At 28.6% G+C, this 20,484-nt stretch carries 20 protein-coding genes and 1 tRNA gene; 19 read left to right on the forward strand and 2 right to left on the reverse strand.

The annotated features are described in order from the left end of the window. Positions 1 to 249 precede the first annotated feature (249 nt). The 18 genes from bpSLO_RS03955 to bpSLO_RS04040 all read left to right on the forward strand — a co-directional run bounded on the left by bpSLO_RS03955 (position 250) and on the right by bpSLO_RS04040 (position 14,727). Positions 250 to 786, forward strand: coding sequence for a DUF2147 domain-containing protein (locus bpSLO_RS03955; RefSeq protein ID WP_025407293.1), 537 nt, complete (start codon positions 250 to 252; stop codon positions 784 to 786). A 34-nt stretch (positions 787 to 820) separates the two neighbouring features. After that, positions 821 to 1,351 carry an adenine phosphoribosyltransferase gene (locus tag bpSLO_RS03960; protein WP_025375756.1) on the forward strand — a complete coding sequence of 177 codons (531 nt, stop codon included), beginning with the start codon at positions 821 to 823 and terminating at the stop codon, positions 1,349 to 1,351. Between the two features lie 125 nt (positions 1,352 to 1,476). Continuing rightward, positions 1,477 to 1,791 (forward strand): 50S ribosomal protein L21, encoded by a 315-nt coding sequence (gene rplU / locus bpSLO_RS03965; RefSeq protein ID WP_025375757.1) that lies wholly within the window; start codon positions 1,477 to 1,479, stop codon positions 1,789 to 1,791. Then, a complete protein-coding gene (locus tag bpSLO_RS03970) occupies positions 1,791 to 2,123 on the forward strand; it encodes a ribosomal-processing cysteine protease Prp (protein WP_025375758.1) in 333 nt (110 codons plus the stop codon). Before rplU ends, bpSLO_RS03970 begins: the two co-directional genes overlap by 1 nt. Beyond that, positions 2,110 to 2,355, forward strand: coding sequence for a 50S ribosomal protein L27 (gene rpmA, locus bpSLO_RS03975; protein ID WP_025375759.1), 246 nt, complete (start codon positions 2,110 to 2,112; stop codon positions 2,353 to 2,355). The genes bpSLO_RS03970 and rpmA overlap by 14 nt, the downstream gene beginning before the upstream one ends. A 22-nt stretch (positions 2,356 to 2,377) precedes the next feature. After that, complete coding sequence (obgE, locus tag bpSLO_RS03980; RefSeq protein WP_025375760.1) at positions 2,378 to 3,361, forward strand: GTPase ObgE; 984 nt, start codon at positions 2,378 to 2,380, stop codon at positions 3,359 to 3,361. A gap of 84 nt (positions 3,362 to 3,445) precedes the next feature. Further along, the gene (nadD, locus tag bpSLO_RS03985) at positions 3,446 to 4,018 is read left to right on the forward strand and encodes a nicotinate (nicotinamide) nucleotide adenylyltransferase (RefSeq protein WP_025407292.1); all 573 of its coding nucleotides are present in this window, start codon (positions 3,446 to 3,448) and stop codon (positions 4,016 to 4,018) included. After that, the gene (locus tag bpSLO_RS03990; RefSeq protein WP_025375762.1) at positions 4,019 to 5,203 is read left to right on the forward strand and encodes an LCP family protein; all 1,185 of its coding nucleotides are present in this window, start codon (positions 4,019 to 4,021) and stop codon (positions 5,201 to 5,203) included. Beyond that, positions 5,178 to 5,528: a ribosome silencing factor gene (gene rsfS, locus bpSLO_RS03995; RefSeq protein ID WP_025375763.1), complete on the forward strand. Its 351-nt coding sequence runs from the start codon at positions 5,178 to 5,180 to the stop codon at positions 5,526 to 5,528. The genes bpSLO_RS03990 and rsfS overlap by 26 nt, the downstream gene beginning before the upstream one ends. A gap of 99 nt (positions 5,529 to 5,627) precedes the next feature. Beyond that, positions 5,628 to 5,918: a septation regulator SpoVG gene (gene spoVG / locus bpSLO_RS04000; protein ID WP_011772717.1), complete on the forward strand. Its 291-nt coding sequence runs from the start codon at positions 5,628 to 5,630 to the stop codon at positions 5,916 to 5,918. A 63-nt stretch (positions 5,919 to 5,981) separates the two neighbouring features. After that, positions 5,982 to 6,053: transfer RNA gene (locus tag bpSLO_RS04005), tRNA-Gln, on the forward strand. 28 nt (positions 6,054 to 6,081) lie between these two features. Continuing rightward, the gene (locus tag bpSLO_RS04010; RefSeq protein WP_025375764.1) at positions 6,082 to 6,630 is read left to right on the forward strand and encodes a 50S ribosomal protein L25/general stress protein Ctc; all 549 of its coding nucleotides are present in this window, start codon (positions 6,082 to 6,084) and stop codon (positions 6,628 to 6,630) included. A gap of 6 nt (positions 6,631 to 6,636) precedes the next feature. Beyond that, a complete protein-coding gene (pth, locus tag bpSLO_RS04015) occupies positions 6,637 to 7,203 on the forward strand; it encodes an aminoacyl-tRNA hydrolase (RefSeq protein ID WP_025375765.1) in 567 nt (188 codons plus the stop codon). Further along, complete coding sequence (gene tilS / locus bpSLO_RS04020; RefSeq protein WP_038447825.1) at positions 7,203 to 8,519, forward strand: tRNA lysidine(34) synthetase TilS; 1,317 nt, start codon at positions 7,203 to 7,205, stop codon at positions 8,517 to 8,519. Before pth ends, tilS begins: the two co-directional genes overlap by 1 nt. Then, positions 8,516 to 10,423, forward strand: coding sequence for an ATP-dependent zinc metalloprotease FtsH (gene ftsH / locus bpSLO_RS04025; RefSeq protein ID WP_025375767.1), 1,908 nt, complete (start codon positions 8,516 to 8,518; stop codon positions 10,421 to 10,423). The genes tilS and ftsH overlap by 4 nt, the downstream gene beginning before the upstream one ends. A gap of 21 nt (positions 10,424 to 10,444) precedes the next feature. Continuing rightward, positions 10,445 to 11,935, forward strand: a complete 1,491-nt coding sequence (locus tag bpSLO_RS04030) for a hypothetical protein (RefSeq protein ID WP_025407290.1) — start codon at positions 10,445 to 10,447, stop codon at positions 11,933 to 11,935. A gap of 16 nt (positions 11,936 to 11,951) precedes the next feature. After that, positions 11,952 to 13,589: a S1C family serine protease gene (locus bpSLO_RS04035; RefSeq protein ID WP_241763476.1), complete on the forward strand. Its 1,638-nt coding sequence runs from the start codon at positions 11,952 to 11,954 to the stop codon at positions 13,587 to 13,589. Positions 13,590 to 13,620: 31 nt separating this feature from the next. After that, entirely contained in the window at positions 13,621 to 14,727 is a 1,107-nt protein-coding gene (locus bpSLO_RS04040; protein WP_025375770.1) for a thymidine kinase, read from the forward strand. 7 nt (positions 14,728 to 14,734) lie between these two features. Here bpSLO_RS04040 and bpSLO_RS04045 read toward each other — a convergent pair whose 3' ends face one another. After that, positions 14,735 to 15,352 carry a hypothetical protein gene (locus bpSLO_RS04045; RefSeq protein ID WP_025375771.1) on the reverse strand — a complete coding sequence of 206 codons (618 nt, stop codon included), beginning with the start codon at positions 15,350 to 15,352 and terminating at the stop codon, positions 14,735 to 14,737. A 30-nt stretch (positions 15,353 to 15,382) separates the two neighbouring features. Continuing rightward, the gene (tmk, locus tag bpSLO_RS04050) at positions 15,383 to 15,991 is read right to left on the reverse strand and encodes a dTMP kinase (protein WP_025375772.1); all 609 of its coding nucleotides are present in this window, start codon (positions 15,989 to 15,991) and stop codon (positions 15,383 to 15,385) included. Positions 15,992 to 16,065: 74 nt separating this feature from the next. Between tmk and bpSLO_RS04055 the strand changes: the two genes are divergently transcribed. Continuing rightward, positions 16,066 to 20,454 carry a translocation/assembly module TamB domain-containing protein gene (locus tag bpSLO_RS04055; protein ID WP_025407289.1) on the forward strand — a complete coding sequence of 1,463 codons (4,389 nt, stop codon included), beginning with the start codon at positions 16,066 to 16,068 and terminating at the stop codon, positions 20,452 to 20,454. The last annotated feature ends 30 nt before the right edge of the window (positions 20,455 to 20,484 follow it).

The following is a 20,484-nucleotide window of genomic DNA, read 5'->3' on the forward strand; positions in this document are numbered from 1 at the left end:
TATCTTATTTATCATTGATATATACTATATATTATCACTAAAATTAGTATATATCAATTTTGATCTCTTTATTGTTTTGTATATTTAGATTTTCTAATATTAAACTATTTAAACTATCAATTTGTATTGAGTAATTTAAATTATGTAAGTAAATTATTCCTTTTGCAAAAAGTATGAAATAAATGTATAATTTTTCTTTGTCATGATCTATTTAAATTGTTGGCTCAGATATTAATTTTAGGAGTTTATATGGATAGGAATGTATTGAGAATTATTCTTTTATTTTATTTTTCGTTTTTTGCATTTGCAGAGTCTGAAAAAACAGACAATAAAAAAGACGGTAGTGAAGTTTTAGGATATTGGGTTGGATATGATGGTACTACGAATGTTAAAAATTCTGTAATTTATGTTTATAAGTATAATGATAAAGTCTATGGTAGAATTTTAAATGTAATAAAGGATGGGAAGGTGCATGATATTAATGATCCTTCTGGTTATAGGGTTGTAGGTTTTGAACATTTAAGTACCGAAGGTCTTGATTTTATGTGGGGGCTTAAATATATTAAGTCTTCTGGCAAGTGGGATAAGGGTAAAATTATTGATCCTAAGAATGGTAAAATTTATAGTTCTGAAATGAGGGTAGATCCAAAAACGGGTAATCTTATTACCAAAGGTAAGGTATGGATTTTTGGTAGAAGTAAGATTTGGACAAGAGCTAGTGAAGATGAGATTCCAAAATTAGATGTAGAAGGTATAGTGCCAAAACCCCCTATATCGGAAGAATAAAAAATAAATATTTAATTTTTTGTGGGAAATTTTAATGAAAGATAAAACGGAATATTATGATAAGTTTATTATAAAAGTACCTAACTTTCCAAAGGAAGGTATACTTTTTTATGATATTACTAATGTTTTACTCAAAGCAGAAGCATATAAATCTTTAATTGAAGATGTTCATGCTTTTTATTTATCAAGAAACATCGATTACATTGCTGCTATTGAATCAAGAGGTTATCTTATTGGTGCGCCTTTGGCTTTAAAAATGGGATTACCTCTTTTATTAATTCGAAAAGAAGGTAAACTTCCAAGGCAAGTCTTAAGAGAGGAATATAATCTTGAATATGGATTTAGCAGCATTGAAATACATAAAGATGATGTTAAACAACATTCAAATATTTTGTTAGTTGATGATGTTTTAGCTACCGGAGGCACTTTGAAAGCAGCCGCTATGTTGCTTAAAAAGGCGGGTGGAGTGGTATCTGATATCTTTTGCTTTATTGAACTTGTAAGTATTCATGGTAGAGATGCTTTACGGGAATATAGTTTAAATTCTCTTGTTAAGTATTTTTGATAGTTATTTAATAAATAATTTGTGTTATTAATTGAATGAGTTAAATAAGTTAATTAAGCTTAAATAATTGACTTTAAATTTCATTAAATTTATAATACTTAGCTGAACATTGAGAGGTGATTGTGATGTATGCGTTGTTGGAAATAAAGGGTAAGCAGTACAAGGCTGTTATGGGAGAGATGTTAAAGATAGATAAAATTGGGGCTAGTGAAGGGGATAAAATAGAATTTAGCAGTGTAATGCTTGTAAACAAGGATGGAGATGTAAAGATAGGAAAACCTTATGTTTTAGGTTCTTGTGTAAAATGTACTTATATAGAAGATAAAAAAGATAAAAAAGTTATCTCTTACAGATATAGAAGAAGAAAGTCAAGTGAGAGAAAGGTCGGCCACCGTCAATCCTATTCTTATGTTTTGGTTGATGATATAGTTGTTAGTTAGTGATTAATGTTTTAATAAAGACTCGTAATGATATAATTATTTATATTTTAGCTAATGGACATGCTAGAGGGAATAATTATGTTAATATAGTTTGTTCTTCCTTTTCTTTTATTTTAAGGACTTTTTTAAGTGTTCTTGATTGTGAGAAAGAAGATTTTACTGTGGACAATTCTTTAAGAGGTTGCTTGAAATTTGAGGCTTTTTTTGAAGATTTGGATAGACAGAATCTTTTTTATTATAGTAAATTTTTAATACAAGGTATAAAGGATTTGTGTTTTGAATATCCTTGTGATATTAAATTGATTTTGGAGGAAACTAGTGGCAACAAGTAAAAGTGGTGGTAGTTCTAAGAATGGAAGAGATTCTATATCTAAGAGGCTTGGTGTTAAGAGAAGTGGTGGGCAATTTGTGAGATCTGGAGAAATAATTGTACGTCAAAGAGGTACAAAATTTCATAAAGGTAAAAATTCTGGACTTGGCAGAGATCATACAATATTTGCATTAAAGGATGGTATAGTAGAGTTTAAAACTTCTAAGGGCCGAAAATATATAAATATTATTTAATATTGTTATAGTTGAGGTTGATTTGCATACATTTAAGGATTCTTTAAACATAACTGTGTCTTCAGGTAATGGGGGTGCAGGATGTGTTTCTTTTTTGCGTGAAAGATTTAAAGCTAAAGGAGGTCCTGATGGTGGTGATGGAGGTCGGGGTGGAAATGTAATCTTTAAGGTTAAGGCAGATCTTAAAACCTTATCTCTTTATAAAAATGGTCAAAGGCTTGCTGCTAATAATGGTAAGCCTGGGATGGGTTCTAGGAAAAGTGGGGCTTCTGGTGAAGATTTAGTTATTTTTGTTCCCCCCAATACCCGTGTTTATGATGCTTTTACTGATTCTATGTTGTTTGAGCTTCAGAACTTTGATGATGAAGTTATTGCTTTAAAGGGTGGAAGAGGTGGCCTTGGAAATGTAAATTTTAAAAGTTCTACAAAACGGACGCCAAGGTTTGCTCAACCTGGAGAATCTGGTGCTACTTTGGACTTACGTCTTGAATTAGTATTGATAGCTGATATTGGACTTGTTGGGCTTCCTAATGCAGGTAAATCTTCTCTTATTTCTACGATAACTGCTTCAAGGTCAAAGGTTGGAAATTATCCTTTTACTACTAAAGTTCCGCATCTTGGTGTTTTGAAGTCCTTTTATGATGATTTGGTAATTGCTGATGTGCCTGGGATAATTGAGGGTGCAAGTCGAGGAATGGGTCTTGGTTTTGAATTTTTAAGACATATTTCAAAGACCAAAATTTTGGTCTTTTTGATTGATGTTGCTAGTAATGACTTTATGAGTACTTATAACATTCTTGTTAATGAGCTTAGTGTTTATGATGTTGGCCTTTCAAGTAAGAAGCGAATAATTGTTGCTAATAAACTTGATTTAGAAGGTGCTATTGAAAATTTTAATCAGTTAAAAAGAGCTTTGGATGGCGAAAAAGTTTTAGGAATTTCTATTTATGATAATAGGGGAATAGATGAGCTTGTTAGTGAACTTTTTGCTTTATCGAGGATTTAAAGTCATTATTTTTTAGAAGTTCAAAATTAATATTGTTCAGACTTTAATTAATGTAGTAAATTAAATGTATAACATGGGAGATTTATGCGAATAGCAATATTGGGTGGTACTTATAATCCTGTTCATGTTGGTCATATGTTTTTAGCAAAGGAGATAGAGCATTTTTTAAATGTTGATAAAATATTATTCATTCCTACTCATAAACCTGTTCATAAGAGTGTTGAAAATATTAGTGTTAAAGATAGAATTGCGATGCTTAAGTTGGCCGTACAACATGAAAATAATATGTTTATCGATGAATGCGATATTATACATGGCGGAATAACTTATACTGTTGATACTATTGCTTGTATTAGGAATAAATATGTTCATGATGATATTTATTTGGTAATTGGAGATGATCTTTTTGAGAGTTTTGATTCATGGAAAAATCCAGAAAAAATAATCGAATCTGTTAATCTTGTGGTGGTTCATAGGATTTACAGTGAAAGATTAGTTAGTCGGTTTAAACATATCTATATTGATAATAGAATATTTTCTATTTCTTCTTCAGAGATTAGAAGTAGAATTGAGCAAGGATTACCCGTCGATTATTTGCTTCCCTTTGATGTTTTGCGATATATTAAGAGTAATAATTTATATGTTAAAGGTAAATAATTGAGAAAAGAATTATTTTTTTTAGTTTTAATTATTTTAATAGTTCTTGGTATTGTGATTTTTTTTGTTGATAGTTCTAAAAGAGAGCAAATATATTTTGAATTGAATACTAAGAGTAATATTAGTTTTTTATTTCTTATAGAAGATGATAATGACAATCTTTTAAGTATGCAAGAGATTTTTATTAATATAAAAACAGGAAATGTTGGATTTTTAGATATTCCTGTTTATACAGGTTATGAAGACTTAAAGGGGAATGTGTCTTGGTTTGAAGATTTATATAAAAAGAATAGCTTTAATGAATTTTTGTCTAAAGTATCTAGACAGTTGAATCATGAACCTGATTATTATATTTGTTTTAAAAAGAGTAATTTTGTGAAATTTGTTGACTATATTGGTGGGGTTCGTCTTCTTGTTAAAAATCCTGTTAAAATATATAGTTTAGTACGTCCTATCTTAATACCCTCTGGTAATTCTGTTTTTGATGGAGATAAATCTTATGATTATTTAAGTTATTTCAGAGATATTGCTTCTTACGATGAAAGATTTGAGTTTTTTAAGGAATTTTTCAAGAAAATCTTGACACAATTTTCTGATTTTAAAGAAGAGTATGATTATTTTTCTAAAATGTATTTCATGTTAGATACGGATCTTTCTGAAACTGTATTTAAATATATTCTTGCTAATTATAAAATAAATAATGAGAAATGTATTTTTATCAATATTAAAGGGCAAGAGGAAACATTTAAGGATAATGATGATAATTTAATAAAAGTTGTTTTTCCTTATTATGGGGGAGCGGTTCTTAAGGAATCGATAGAAAATTTAAATAGAGATTTAATGGGTGAAACTAGAAGTGAAGAGGTAATTAAAGTTATTGTTTTAAATGGCACTAAGACTGCTGGACTTGCAAGGAATGCGGCAGATATTTTTAAATCTTTAAAATTTAAGGTTGTAAGGTTTGGTAATGCAGATAGGCATAATTATTCTCATACTTTAATAATAAATAATTCAGATAATTTAGAGATTGCCATTAAGGTTGGGGATGTAATTGGAGCAAGGAATATTAAACCAATTTCTGAGTTTCATGTAGATACTTTAGGACTTGATGTGCCTGATATGAGTCCTGATGTAATAATCATTTTGGGAGATGATTTTGATGGAAGATATGTTAAAAATAGATGATGTTAAGAAATTGTGTAAGATTATATCTGATTTTGTCGGAATTGATGTTTTAGGTATTAATGTTAGTTCTATTTGTAATTGGGCTGATTTTTTTATTATTGTTTCATGTTCATCATTTAAACAAATGGAAGCTTTGTATACCGAAAGATTAATAACTTTTTTTAAGGAAAGGGATTTTAATTATTGTATTCAGGGTAAAGGTTTTGTTCATGATTGGACAATTATTTCATGTGAAGGTTTAGTTGTACATTTAATGAGTGAAAAGGCCAGAGAATATTATGAGCTTGAAAAGATATGGGATCAGGGAAAAATTATTTATCCTTGAGAGTTATTTAATTAAAAAAAATAAAAATATCGCAAGAATTATTTACAAAAAATTAAAAATATTCTAGATTTAAAACATGTATTTTAGGGAGGCCTAGGAGTGAATATTACAGACGTAAGAATTAGGAGAGTTGATAATAAAAATCCCGGTTCGAAGCTATTGGCATATGTGACAGTTACTTTTGATGATTGTTTAGTTTTGCATAATATCAGGGTTATTAGGGGGCAAAAAGGTGTTTTTATTGTTATGCCTAATAGAAGAACTAAGGTCGGAGAGTATAAAGACATTGTACATCCTATTAATCAAAATTTTAGAGAGATTTTGCAAAGTGCTATTTTTAAAGAATATGTGAAGGAAAATCCTTCAAGTCTTGAACTTGAATTAGGCTAATAAATATTATTGACAAAGTGTATTGTATTTTGTATCCTTTTGACTTATGGATAATTAAGTATTTGGGACGTGGACAAGTGGTAAGTCACCTGGTTTTGGTCCAGGCATTCGAGGGTTCGAATCCTTCCGTCCCAGTATTTTATATTAGGTTAGGAGTTTCATTGTGGATAGTAGTAGGATTTTAAAATATGAAAGTCGATTAGATTTTGGTTCTTTGTGTGCTCGTAGAATACGCGCTAAATCTGAGATACCAGCTGTTGTGTATGGAAAAGAAAGTGATGTCCTGCATATCAAAATTGCAAGTAATGAATTTAATAAGAGATTTGCAAAATTTACAGATAATACTGTTTTAATTTTAAGTGACGGAAACGTCGAGAGATGTGTTTTTATTAAGGATGTGAGCGAAAATATTACCAAGGGACTTATTTATCATGTTGATTTTTATGAGGTTGATAAAAATAGAGATGTTGAAAGAGATATTACAATTAAATTTGTAGGGGCTTCTATTGGTGTTAAGGAAGGTGGTACTTTAAGTGTGCTTCGGACTAAAATCAAAGTTAAGGCTTTACCTTTAGATTTGCCAGAATTTGTTGAAGTAGACTTGACCCCTGTTAAGAAGGGACATCAAATAACTTTTAAGGATATTGTACTTCCTGAGAATGTTAAACTTGCTGAAGAGGATGAAAATTTGTCTATTTTGCTTGTAAAATAAAAAAATATGGATTTGTTAATAGTTGGCCTGGGTAATCCCGGGTCTAATTTTTTTCATACTAGACATAATGTTGGTTTTGGGCTTATAGATAAATTGGTTGTAAAGCATAGTCTCTCTTTGCAAAAGATAAAAAATTATGAATACTCTGATTTTAATTTTGAGAATAAACGGATAGTGTTAATTAAACCTTTAACTTATATGAATTTGAGTGGTAATATTTTTCCTTCTGTTTTTGCTAGATTTGATATGAAAATAACTAATCTGTTGATTGTAGTTGATAATGTTGATTTACCTTTGGGAAAGTGTAAACTTAGAAAGGTAGGGGGTCCTTCTACGCATAATGGACTTCGTTCTATTTCTGGGAGCCTTGGAAGTACTAAATATAGTAGACTTTATATTGGAGTTGGAAATAATAATGAATCTAGTCTTAGAGATTTTGTTCTTGCAAAGTTTAGCGATAGTGAGCTTAAGCGTATTAAAAATGTATTTAATTTTTTAAGTGAAGAGATATTAAGTATTGATAAGTGTAATTTTGAGAATAAAATTGCGACTATTAATTCTAGTAGTTTTTGATGTTTTGGAATAATATTTTAACAAAAATAGAAAGTTTTTACTTTAAAAATTCTTTAACCAAAGAAAAAGTAATTGTTGCTTTTTCTGGGGGAGCAGATTCTACTACCTTGTTATTGAGTTTAAAGGAATATTTAAATAATAATATTGTTGCACTTTATTTTGCGCATTATATAAGACCAGATTTCGAGCAAAATCTGGAAATAGAACATATAAAAAAGTTTTGTAATTTTCATAGCATTACTTTTCAAATAAAGAGGTGTAGTGTTGATATAAAGAGAAAGTCTGGGCAGCTTGGTATGTCAGTTGAGGAGTTGGCTAGAAAATATCGCTATGATGCTTTGTTAGAATCTTTTAGGGAAAATGGAGCAAGTTATATTGCTCTTGCTCATAATCAAAATGATCAATTTGAAACTTTGGTGATGAGATTTTTTCAAGGTTCGTTTTTGGATGGATTGTCTGGTATTCCAGTTATCAATGGCAATATTATTAGACCTTTAATTGAGGTATCAAGAGAGGATATTGAAAAATTTCTTTCTTTGAATAATATTGTTTATTCTGTTGATAGTACTAACCATGAAGATTCGTATTTAAGAAATAGAATTAGAAATAATCTTATGCCAGTTATTGGGAAAATTTTTAAGGGATATGAAAGGAGTTTGAAAAGAATATCTAATTTTTCAAGTGAGCTTGTAGATTATTTTGATAAGGAAGATTATCTTCCCCCTAGTAAGGGTAATTATTATTATTCTTTTGATGCTATGACTTTTTTCAGGTTACCAAAGTATTTAGTTTTTAGGAGTATTTTTAAGATTTTAAATTCAGAAGGAATTGTGTCAAATTTGTCATATGGCACTTTAGGTGAGATTTTTAGGGTGAATATTGCTAATAAAAAAAGTAAAATATTACTTAAAACCAATGATTTTTTTTTGGAAAAACGTCAAGATAAGATTAACCTTATCTTTAGAGAATCTGAAGAAATGCATGAGCCTTTTGATTTTTTCTTAAGACTTAATGAATATCATAGTTTATCTTTAGGTAAGATTTTGTTAGAATATTTGGAGTGTGAAGATAATTCTATACTAACATTGAGATGTTGTTCTTATGAGTTTAGGCATAGATTTTTTAAAAGTAAGTTACAATCAAAGAAGTTCTTTTCTAAGTTTGTAAGATATAATCCACTTTATTTAATGTTGTTAGTGTTAGATGATAAGGTAATTGGCATTATTGATTTAAATACTTTAAACTTAATGTGGAGTGATAAGAGTATTCTTAAAAAAATTAATATATCTTTGTTCGGAGGATTTTTAAAGGAATGAATATTAACAATAATAATTTGAATAATAATGGTAAATCTAATAACAAAAAGAAAAATAAGAATTGGATTTTGGTTCTTGTTATAGTCTTTTTAGTTTTAGCAATATTCATGTCTTATTTTATGCGTGGCGGAGAAAATTATAAGAACGTGCCTTATAGTACATTTCAAACTTATTTAGATAGTGGTTTAATTGAATCAGCTATAATAATTGATAAAAGTCAAATTCAATTTATTGTCAAAAATTCAAATTTAGGAAAATCTTATTTCTCTACTAGTATTCCTTATTTTGATATCAATCTGCTTTCTGAGCTTAAAGCAAAGAAAGTTGAGGTAAGTTCTGGAAAGAGTCAGTCATCTTTAATTGGTGTTATTCTTCAAACTTTGCCATGGATATTATTTTTTATTTTCTTTTTCTTTATATTTCGTCAAACTCAGGGTGGTGGAGGCAAGGTTTTTTCATTTGGAAAGAGCAATGCTCAAAAGTATGAGGCAGGAAAGAATAAAGTTACCTTTAAAGATGTTGCTGGGCAAGAAGAAGCTAAGCAGGAACTTAGGGAAGTAGTTGAATTTCTTAAAAATCCTAAGAAATTTGAAAAGATAGGTGCAAGGATTCCAAAAGGTGTTCTTTTAGTAGGATCTCCTGGAACAGGAAAGACCTTACTTGCCAAAGCAGTTGCAGGTGAGGCAGGTGTAAATTTTTTTCATATGTCAGGTTCTGATTTTGTTGAGATGTTTGTAGGAGTTGGAGCAAGTCGTGTTAGAGATTTGTTTGACAATGCAAGAAAAAATGCTCCTTGCATAATTTTTATTGATGAACTTGATGCTGTTGGAAGAAGTCGTGGAGCTGGCCTTGGTGGTGGTCATGATGAGAGAGAACAAACTCTTAATCAGTTATTAGTCGAGATGGATGGTTTTGGGACTTATACTAATGTAATTGTGATGGCAGCAACAAATAGACCTGACGTTCTTGATTCTGCTTTGCTTAGACCTGGGAGGTTTGACAGGCAAGTAACAGTGACGCTTCCTGATATTAAGGAGAGAGAAGCAATACTGAATATACATGCTCAAAAGACTAAACTTTCAAAAGAAATTGACTTGCATGTAATAGCAAGAGCTACTCCTGGTGTTAGTGGTGCTGATCTTGCAAATTTGATTAATGAGGGTGCTTTAATTGCTGCAAGAAATGATCAATCTGAGATTCTTATGCATGATTTGGAAGAAGCTAGAGATAAAATATTAATGGGTGTTGCTAAAAAGTCTATGACTATTACTGATAGACAGAAACTTGAAACAGCTTATCATGAAGCAGGACATGCGTTGCTTCATTATTATCTTGAATATGCGGATCCTTTACATAAGGTTACTATTATTCCTAGAGGTAGAGCTCTTGGGGTTGCTTTTTCTCTTCCTAAGGAGGATAGGCTTTCAATAAATAAAAATCAAATTCTTGATAAGATTAAGATATGTTATGGTGGTTATGCTAGTGAGCAGATTAATTTGGGTTTTACTACAGCTGGTGTGCAAAATGATTTGATGCAAGCTACTAATTTGGCGAAAAAAATGGTTACAGAATGGGGTATGGGGGAAGATGTAGGCCCAATATTTTTAGTGGATGATGAAGCTCCAATTTTTCTTCCAAAAGAATTTTCTAAGTCAAGAGCATATTCTGAGCATACTGCTGATAGAGTAGACAGGGAAGTTAAGAGGATTCTTGAAGGATGTTTAAAAGAAGCTTCAGATATTTTGATGAACCATAAAGATCAGTTAGTTAAACTTGCAGAAGCTTTAGTTGCAAGAGAAACTTTGACAGATAATGAAGTAAGAGAGCTCTTAGGGTTTGAAATTGTTGAGAGTGAGCATGAAAAAACTTTAAGAGAGTCTAAACTGGAGACAGTCAATGGGTAAATAAAATTTTGAAGGGGTCTTATGGTTATCTTGAAAATTATGTTTCTGTTTTTCTTTTTAGTAAACTTGAATGATTTAAATGCTAGTTTAAATAATAGAGATAAAGATATATCAGACATTCTTTTTATTGAGGCTAAAGATTTTGATGGTACTCAAAGGGGGCTTGATATGCTTTATGGTTCTCTTGAGTTTAATTTAAGAAACTCAGATTCTCTTTATGAACTTTCATTGAGAAATGATATTTCTCTGTTGGATAAAATTTATTTGTTGAGAGCAGCAATAGATATTAATAATTTTACGTTTATAAAGCCTAGAGATTTGTATTATCAATATTTTTCATTGATTCTAAGTCAAAATGAGGATATTGATAAAAATAGGGAAATTATTACTATTTATGATAAGTTGTATGGGGATCTGCAAAGTGATAAAGATTTGATTTACATGAGGCTTGAAGCTTCCAGTAAACTTGGGGATTTTAAGGGAAGTTTTAGTAAAGTGTTAACCGATTCTTTTGCTATGTATAGTGATGATTTGAGATTTTTTAAATGGTTTTTAAAAGAAGATAAATTTTTTCCAAGTCTTTTTGGTAAACTTAAATTAAAAGAAGATTCTTTTTTTAGTAGTGATAATATTGATTTTATTTTTAAAAATACAACATTAAATGAAGCTAATTCTGTTGCTTTATTTACTTTTTTAAAAAATAAGAGCGAAAAGTTAAACGGTCTTCAGAGTACGTATTTGCTTAAGTATAGACTCTTGACACCTGATGAAGCTTATATGTTTTTTAAAAAAGCCCCCCCAAAAATAATAGGTGAATATAAAATGTTTTATGATCTCTTAAGAGATCCTATTATACGAGATGAATTTTTAAGTCATTATAAAAATTTGACCGGTATGTATTTTGTAGATGATAAAAATAATGCCGCAGTATTTGAGAATGGAATTTTGGTAAGTTTTTTTTCAAAAATAATGGACTATTCTATGGATTTAAACCTGGGTGAAAAGTATTTGAATAAAGTTTATTTCAAAGATAAAGTCCCTGTTTGTTATGAAAATGCTTTGCTTGGTTATAAGGTTAATTATTCTGTTTATCCTTATGTTAATATGATTGAGGTTGATTATTCAGATAAAAAACATGTATATACTTTTGCTTTAGATTCTTTTAGATATGAAATTTTTGATAATTATTTTAATTACAACTTTGATTATGTAGGTATTAATGAATTTTTAATAGCTAATGTTCCAGAAATTTTTCTTCCCAGTATGTTAAGTTTAAATCCAAAACGAGTTTCTGTTTTAGATATTCAAAAAAATTTAATAGAGAAAAAAACTTTTAATAATTCTGATATTATTGAAGTGAAGAATTACTCTTATGGGAATTTGGTTTCAATTTATAGAAAAATTAATGGGTCTGAAAAATTCAATTATATTGAAATTTATGATAAAGGAGTTTTGAAAGTTAAGAAAGTTATTTTAGATGATAGTTTTGATGTCTATCATAACATTAATTAGCTTTTGAGAGTGATTGATGCATAGAAAAATTTTTATTATTTTTATGTTAATTTTTTCATGCAACACAATAAAAGACATAGATGACAAACAAATTTATTATATACCATCTAAAAGCATAAATAAACATATTGAAGATAATAATTTTGAGATTGCTCTTTCAAGTTATTATAATCTAAGAAATAATGGTTTTGAAATGGATCAAGGTATTCTAGGTTTAAGAGATAAAGCTTTAACCGGGATTCAAAATGAATATATTAAATTTTGTAAGGAAGGAAATTATGATAAAGCACTCTTTAAGCTTGAAACTTTAAATTTGTTTGGTATGATGCTTGCTGAGAGTAGAGAACAATTGATTTTAAAACATCTTGAGAGTGTGAAACGCAAGGACCCGATGCTTGCGAGTTTTTTTGCAAAATATTATTCATTGGATAATACTTTTGATTCTTTGCAAAATTTCGTTATTAATGAAAAATCTCCTCTGAGGAATGTTTTGCTTGATACGGCTGTTTTAACAGTTTGGGTGGATATGGGTACTAAAATTGTAAACGGTCATAGGCTGCCAAATATTGCCTTAGGCTCTGCTTTTGTTGTTGATAGTCTTAAAGGATATGCTTTGACCAATTATCATGTAATTAGTTCTCAGGTTGATAATAATTATAATGGGGTTTCCAATCTTTATGTAAGACTTCCAAGAGGCAAAGGTGAAAAACTCCCTGCAACAGTCATTTCTTATTCAAAGGAAATGGATCTTGCTTTAATTAAGGTATCTTTTAAATTAGATCATCAATTTAATTTAAATTATTCTTCGAATATTAATATTGGAGATAGAATTTATGCCATGGGTTCTCCTATGGGTTTTGAGAAAACTATTACATCAGGAATAATTTCTGGACAGAATAGAAATTTATTATCTGTTGGCGATTCTTATCAAATTGATGCTGCCATTAATCAGGGAAATTCCGGTGGACCTGTGGTAAATGAAAGTGGCGAGTTAATTGGACTTACATTTGCTGGAATTTTACATTCTCAAGGTCTTAATTTCGTTATACCTTCAAAATGGGTTTTAAAGGTTTTACCATTTATGTATGGAGGTGGTATTTTAAGAAATAAGTGGTTGGGATTTACTTTTTCTGAAAGTTTGAAAGATTTAGAGATATCATATGTAGTTCCTAATTCTCCTGCAGATATTGGTGGGTTAAGGAGTGGAGATTCTATTCTTAGTGTTGATTCTTTGAAATTTGATAGCTTAAGAGATCTTCAATATTATATTTTGCAAAAAAAATCTATGGTTAAAATTAAGTATAAAAGAGATAATAAAGAGCATGAGAGTTATTTGTATCCACAAGACCGGCCGAACAATATTATTGAGACTATTATAGAGGGTGATTCTTTTAAGAATTTGATGGGAGCTTTTTTGGGGTTAAATTTGAATTTAGTTTCTGGAAGGGAATATAGAGTTGCTAAGGTGTTTTCAAATGGTCTTGGTGATGAACTTAATTTTAGGGATAATGATGAAATTTTTGTTTATGCTTCTAATTATATTAAGGATAAGAGAGTGTTTGTTTTATTGCTTTATGTTAAAAGATTGTTTTCAGGATATTTAGGAGCTCCTTTGCAACTTGTTATTCCTTTTGATGCTCTTGTATTTGTGTAAAAAATCTTTAACGTGTTTGGAGTTGATTTTTATGGGCTTTTATTTGAATTTAGTTAGTGGAGATACTAAATCCAAACTAGATGATATTGTGTCTATTAGTCATTTTGATTTTAAAGCTAATTTAAATTTAATGCTTATTATTGGTCCTATGGGTAGTGGTAAGACAGAATATGCTGCTAAGATTTATAAAGATTCTCTTATTATTAAGAATAAATCTTCTAAAGTGTTAGATCCCATTACCAAGGGGCGTAGAAACAGAGCCAATATATTTTTTATTAGAAATATTCTTGATAAGAAAAGGTTTAAAGATTATCCTAAAAATGTTATTCCTTATAGAGGCGGTGGAAGTGATAGGATTGATGGGGTTGATTTTGCAGGTAATTCTTTTGATGTAGGCCAATTAATAGACGATAATCCTGAATATGGAACCTTTATTATTGATGAAACTTGTTTTTACGATGAACGTTTGGTTTTTATTTTAAATAAAATCGCATTAGATTCGAATGTATTATTTATACTTCCTACTTTACTTTATAATTTTAGGAAAGAGATATTTAATAATACTGCTAAACTCTTAATAGAATATTCAGATAAGATTTGTCGTCTTGGTGCTTATTGTGAGCATGTTAATTGTATGGATGAATCTTTTTTAACATACAGATATTATTTTTATAAAGGAGAGGAAATAGCTGCACCTTATTTTGATCCTTTGTTAATTGTTGGTGGTGATGAGATTGTTGAGTCTGCTATTTATCCAAATTATGCTACAAGATGTTCTAGGCATCATTATCTTGTTGGTAGGGAGTATTTTTTTACCATTCTTAAACCTTTTGCATTGTTGTATACGCAAGGTGATAAAAAATTGCTTGAGAGAGAAATAATGGATTTGAGCAGTAATGTGAGGAATTCAAATTTTGAAAATTCTCTTTTGATTGAATCTAGAGGAAGATGTGACATTTCAGTTTTAGAAAATTTGTTAGGATTGCCTTTTTTAGCAGAAAGAGCTTTAATTACACTGTCATTGGAATGTAATATTCTTAGTAAGGGAGATCTTAAAGAGCTTATTGATAAATTTTCTCTTAGTAAGGATTATATTCAAAAAGTAATTGTTTCAAAAGAGTATCAATGGATTTTTTAGAAAAATATTAATAATAATTTAGTCTTTTTTGAAAGAATTTCTTTGTTTGTTCAATACGTGTTAATTCTCTTTCAATTATATCATAGTAGTTAAGTTCTTTAGTTTCAATTCTATGATATTCATCTTCCCAGTTTGTTATTCCATCGCTTTGCATTTTAGTAAATTTATATTTTTGCAATTGTTTGTGGTACTTTAAAGCTTCTGTATAGTATTCAGCAGCTATTTTATAAAAATTTGTAGACTTATTTAAGTTTTCAAGAATTCCCTTCTTTTTTGGGGTTTTATAAAAATATGTATATCTTGTGTCAAATAAATCGCCTAAATACAGATGTTGCTTAACAAGAAGTAAATTTACATGCATTTTAAAGAGAAGCTTATATTTATCCCATTCTTCTCTTGTTTCTACTTTTGATAAAGAATAATTTGGATTTCCAAATGGATATTTTAATGCATTTTGTAAAAAAAATATATTTCTTTTATAGCTATTGGGATTTTTTTTCATTTGTTCGTTGAAAATGACATACCATTGTTCAGCATAGAAAAATTTTGATGATGCATTTATATTGGTTATTAGTAGAATTGAAAATATTATTAGACATAATATAAAAAATTTTTTATGGAACATGTCTGTATCCTTTCCTTTGTTTTAATTATATTAAAATTTTATTAAATCAAAAATTTTTCTTGTATTTGTTTCTAAGTCTTTTTCATTTGAGTTTTCAATGTATACAATATCAATTAGGTCGTCAAAAATTTTGAGCATTTCTATATATCTAGAGTTGATTTCTTTGAATTTTGCTGCTTCAAACTCGAAGAGATCAGCTTGTATTCTGTTTTCTTGAATGCGTTTGTATGCAATACTGGGATCCGTTTTTATGAAGAAAAGTTTTTCAGGAAGTGGGAATTCTTTGTTTAGTTTATATCCCAATTCTCCTTGATATGCTATAGATGAGAATAAATATCTGTCGGTTATTACTTTTGTATTACCTTTATTTAATATTTCTATTATTCCATTCTTTGTGTTGTATAAATGTTCATATCTGTCTGCTACATACAAGTATGCTAGTGATACCTTTCTTAAGGGATTTTTAAAATTAGTTAGTTGCTGTCTTATAAATTCTCCAATGACTCCTTGTGATGGTTCTTTTGTAAAATAATACTTCAGTTTGTTATTACATAGTTTTTGTAGTTTTTGAATTATACTTGTTTTTCCACTTCCATCGATTCCTTCTATGCAATAGAAATTTTTTAGGATCTTATTCACAAAAATTGTCCCCTTAAATGTTTTGACTAATTAGATACTTACTTAAGTATTATATAATATATATAAATATATATATGAATTTGTTTTTTATAAGAAATAAGATTGCTCTATCTTTCATTTTTTCAATAATAGTCTTTGTATCAATTCTTGTGCTCTTTATTTTATTTATTCAAGCCCAAGTTTATTCTGCTAGATTTTTTATTATAAGTTACCTTGAATCGAAAACAGGCTTTAAAATCAAGTATGATAAAATTGCCCCTTATTTTTTATCTTCAATAAAAATAGATAATCTGGAGTTGAGCTTAAATGATAAAGATACAATATTGATGAATACTGTTAAAGTCAATTTGGATTTGTTTAAACTGTTATTAGGAGATAAGAACATTATTTTAGATATTTTTGTAAGGGGAAGTACTTTAAATTTTGATTTAAATGATTTTAAATTTCTTAACCTTCAGAGTTCACATTCTCGTACATTGAAATTAGATGATGATAGTACTAGTCATGCAATATTTGGTAAAATGTTTAATTTTTTTGATAGTCTTCATATGCATTTAGAAGATATTAATATGAATTTTAGACTACCTTCTGATAAGTTTCTGAAATTTCAGATTAAGAGTTTTGCATTAAAGACTATTGACGATGATTTTTTATTTAGTTTTATTGTTGATTTTACTTCTCTTGCAGTTTTAAATCCCGATGTTAGTCATGAAAATATTCTTGATTCGACTTTTTATTTTGAAGGTAAGTTTAAAAAAGATCTTGAAGATGGATATATTAACTTTAGTTTTTTAAAATTACATACAAGTTATTTTGATTTGCTTGAGCAAGGCTTTCAAATAAATTATTCTAAGGGAAATATTGAAATTTTTAATATTCTCCGAGAGAATTTGGATTTTAATTTAAGATATGATTTTAATAAAAAATTTTTAAGATTGGATGCTTTGTTCTTTGATATAAATCTTGTAAATTGGATAAGCTTTAATGAAAATTTGATTAATTATAAAGATTACCTTGATACGAATTTAAATGGTCAACTAGCATTTTCTTATGATTTTAAAGATAAAGATTTACGGTATGCATTTTTATTAAATTCATCTTCAAATGCTAATATGGTAAATAAGGAAATTCAGGGATTAAAAGTCCAAATTAAAGGGAATGAAGCAGTTATAGATGTGCAAAATGCTTTTGTAAAACTTAAGAGAGGATTTATTGGTTATAAGGGCTATTATTCTTTAAAAGATTTAGTACCAATAGGAAGGCTTGATTTTAGGTCTGCAAAGATTTTTAATTTTAAGGATATTAATGGGCATTTGAATTTTAGTAAGAGAAATCAAAAATTTTGCGTAAAATCTGATGATTTTAGGGTTGGCAGGCTTAAAATTCAAGATTTGAATATGAAAACGAGTTTTGTTCAGGATCGTATCTATGTTAATTATTTATTAAGTTTTGCTAACAATAATTCTAAAATTTCATTAAGGGGTGATTTTAATAAGGAAAATTTTAATCTTAATTTAGGTGTTAAAGAGTTTCCTATGCTTTTTTTGAAGGATGTTCTTCCAGAAACTTTTATTACTAAAGTTATTCCTGAATATTTTTTGTCGGGTAAGTATTTAAATTTGACTTCAGATTTTGATTTAAATACCGTTGATTATACTAAAAGTAAGTTGAATAGTCTTAATTTTGTTGTCTTATCAAAATTAGATGATTTTAATTTAATATTTAATGCAAGTGGAGAGAAGAATATTTATAAGGTAAAATACTTTAATTATAGTAATGGGGATTATAATGTAAATTCTAATTTTTTGGTACAGTTGTTTGATGATAGTTTGAAGATAAATACTGAGTTTAATTATTTGAGTAGAAATTATCCTTTGTATTTTGAGTTGAATTTTAAAGATAGGTATGCCAACTTGAAATTGTCACCTAAGTCGCAAGTCAGTTTAACTTATTCTGCTTCATCTATAGTTTATTTTTTAAATATTAATGATTTTTATCTTTATAATGGAGATTCTGAAATTTTGTTAAATGTTAATTCTTTAGGAAATTACCAAAGAATGAATGATGATTTAAATGTCAAAATTACTAAGTTTAAATTAGGTAAGATTGCTGGTAATCCTGCTTATAATTTTAATTTTAGCTTTGAAGGTTTATATAAAGATAAACAAGTTAGTCTTTCAAATATTAGATTTATAAATGGGGTTTCAAATTTACAAGGGCAAGGACATTTTAATTTAAATGATAAACTTAGTGGTAATTTGAACTTGTTTTCGCATGTAAATTCAGAGCGTTATTTTTTTGGTGTTGATTCTAATGAAGATGGCAGTTATTTTGTTGGTAGATTTCAGGGATTCAATTTCAATAATTTAAAATTCTTTTCGTTCTTAAATGGAAATATTAATGGTAACTTTATATTGAGTTTTAAAGATAGTGATTTATTTAATTATTCTCTTAGTGCGTATCTTGAAACAAATGACCTGTCTTTAGTAGGTGTTCCTACATATTGCTCTTTGAATTTGGGATTGGTTGATAATAATCTTAATATTTATAATATAAAGGCGAGTCAGAATGAAAGAGAAATTCTGACAGGTAATTTTAGATATGATATTAAAAATTCTATTGGGATTTCTAATTTGAATGTTAATAGCAAGCTTTTTTCTTCAAGTGTGAATGCGAGTTTTCAAAAATTTGAAAATAAAACAGAGGAAGAATTTGGTATTTTAAAGAGTGAAACTGATGGAGAGATTGCTTTAAGAGATTTAAGATATAAAGACAAAGATCTTTCTGATCTTACAATTGAATTTAAAAATAACCCTGAAAGATTTATCATGTCATCAATTGAATATGATCTTATTAGTTGTTTATATGAATATAATGATGGTAATTTTGATATTAGGTTAAATGATTATTTGCCTTTTAGTTTTTTTGCCTCAGGTAACATTTCTGGGAATAAAATTACTGGTAATATTCAAGATATTAAATTTGACTCAAAATTAATTACAAAAGATTTATTAGGTTCAAAAACTTTTTTTAATATTAAAGAGCATTTTGTTCTGTATGATCTTAATGTGATTGGAACGTTGGATGTTGATGGTGATTTATATAATCCAAATCTTAATGGAGAGTTTGAAGTAGTACATGGTTTAGTAAGCAGTGAATATTTAAAAATGTCTAGACAATATGGAAAGAGTAGAATTTTAGAATTAATTAATGTACCAGTTATTATTAAAAATAATAATGTGATTATTGAGAACAAATTTAATTTAGACTATTATTCTGATGTCAATGTCGCTGCTCTTCTGAATCTAAATTTTTTAAGTGATAGTATTGTTGATTATTATAAGATAGATATTGGTGTTTCTGGTAGCTCTGGAGTACCTATTAAATTTGATAAAGTAACTATAAATTTTGTTGGACATGCTTCAGGTGATTTTTTTATTGAAGGTAATTCTGAAGAGATTATGTTTAGAGGAGATCTAAATGTTTCAAATGCTTGGATTTATTTACTTGAAAATTCGATTGTTGATCTATTAATAGATCCTTATAAGAGAGCAAAAAAAGTTGGAGCATCTGGTGTTAGCTCTAAGGGGTTAGATGTTGTTACAGATCTTAAAATTAATTTTGATAGTAATGTTGCTTTTCATTGGCCAGATAATAAAATTTCCTTCTTGAATGCTATTATTGCAAGAGGGAATAAGCTTGAGGTTAAATCTGATACTAAAACGGATGATTTTATCCTTAAGGGAGATTTAAATGTTGCAAGTGGTTCTTTCAATTATCATAATAAACAATTTGTTTTCAGGGGAGGGTCATATATATCTTTTAATGAAAATAAGAACAAATTTGATCCTTGGGTAAAGGCAGAGGCTACAAATGTGATTAAAGATGGTAATGAAAATTTGTTAATAACAATGAGCATAGATGGTCCTTTGAGTTTGTGGAATCTTAGTTTTTCATCTTATCCTGTGCGAACGGAGCAAGAGATCAAATATCTTTTATCAAGTGCAATAATTGGGGGTGAACATGGACTACAATCAGCGGGCACAAATACAGCTGAAATGGCACTTGGGTTAGCTAGTGATATTCTTGTTGATCTGATAGTACAACCTATTGAAGATTATATACGTTCTGTATTAAAATTAGACCTATTGAGTATAAAAACGGATATATTAAGGAACGCTATTGGTATCTTGGGTAGTACAACAACTTTTGCAGGTGTTCTTGATAAAACAAATGTTAAAGTGGGTAAATATATTATTGATGGTGTTTTTGCTAAGGCGGGATTTGGATTTTTAAAAGAAGAAGTAACACCATTATCTCAGAATTTAAATTTTAGTATTAATTTTGGTCTTGAACTTGATTCACCGTTTTTCTTTGTTGATTATATTTTTGATTATAATTTTATGAAACATGGTCACGGAATAGGAAATCAAATATCTATTTTTTGGAAATTTAAATACTGAGTTATGTGAGGGGTGTGGGGTGCAGTTATT

The organism is Borrelia parkeri, assembly GCF_023035815.1.
GTDB lineage: Bacteria > Spirochaetota > Spirochaetia > Borreliales > Borreliaceae > Borrelia > Borrelia parkeri.

Coding starts and splice junctions, on each gene's coding strand:
- rsfS (WP_025375763.1), top strand. CDS start 5,178: ATGGAAGATATGTTAAAAATAGATGATGTTAAGAAATTGTGTAAGATT.
- bpSLO_RS04035 (WP_241763476.1), top strand. CDS start 11,952: ATGCATAGAAAAATTTTTATTATTTTTATGTTAATTTTTTCATGCAAC.
- bpSLO_RS03955 (WP_025407293.1), top strand. CDS start 250: ATGGATAGGAATGTATTGAGAATTATTCTTTTATTTTATTTTTCGTTT.
- rplU (WP_025375757.1), top strand. CDS start 1,477: ATGTATGCGTTGTTGGAAATAAAGGGTAAGCAGTACAAGGCTGTTATG.
- bpSLO_RS04055 (WP_025407289.1), top strand. CDS start 16,066: ATGAATTTGTTTTTTATAAGAAATAAGATTGCTCTATCTTTCATTTTT.
- nadD (WP_025407292.1), top strand. CDS start 3,446: ATGCGAATAGCAATATTGGGTGGTACTTATAATCCTGTTCATGTTGGT.
- bpSLO_RS04045 (WP_025375771.1), bottom strand. CDS start 15,352: ATGTTCCATAAAAAATTTTTTATATTATGTCTAATAATATTTTCAATT.
- tilS (WP_038447825.1), top strand. CDS start 7,203: ATGTTTTGGAATAATATTTTAACAAAAATAGAAAGTTTTTACTTTAAA.
- bpSLO_RS04040 (WP_025375770.1), top strand. CDS start 13,621: ATGGGCTTTTATTTGAATTTAGTTAGTGGAGATACTAAATCCAAACTA.
- ftsH (WP_025375767.1), top strand. CDS start 8,516: ATGAATATTAACAATAATAATTTGAATAATAATGGTAAATCTAATAAC.
- bpSLO_RS03960 (WP_025375756.1), top strand. CDS start 821: ATGAAAGATAAAACGGAATATTATGATAAGTTTATTATAAAAGTACCT.
- bpSLO_RS04030 (WP_025407290.1), top strand. CDS start 10,445: ATGGTTATCTTGAAAATTATGTTTCTGTTTTTCTTTTTAGTAAACTTG.
- pth (WP_025375765.1), top strand. CDS start 6,637: ATGGATTTGTTAATAGTTGGCCTGGGTAATCCCGGGTCTAATTTTTTT.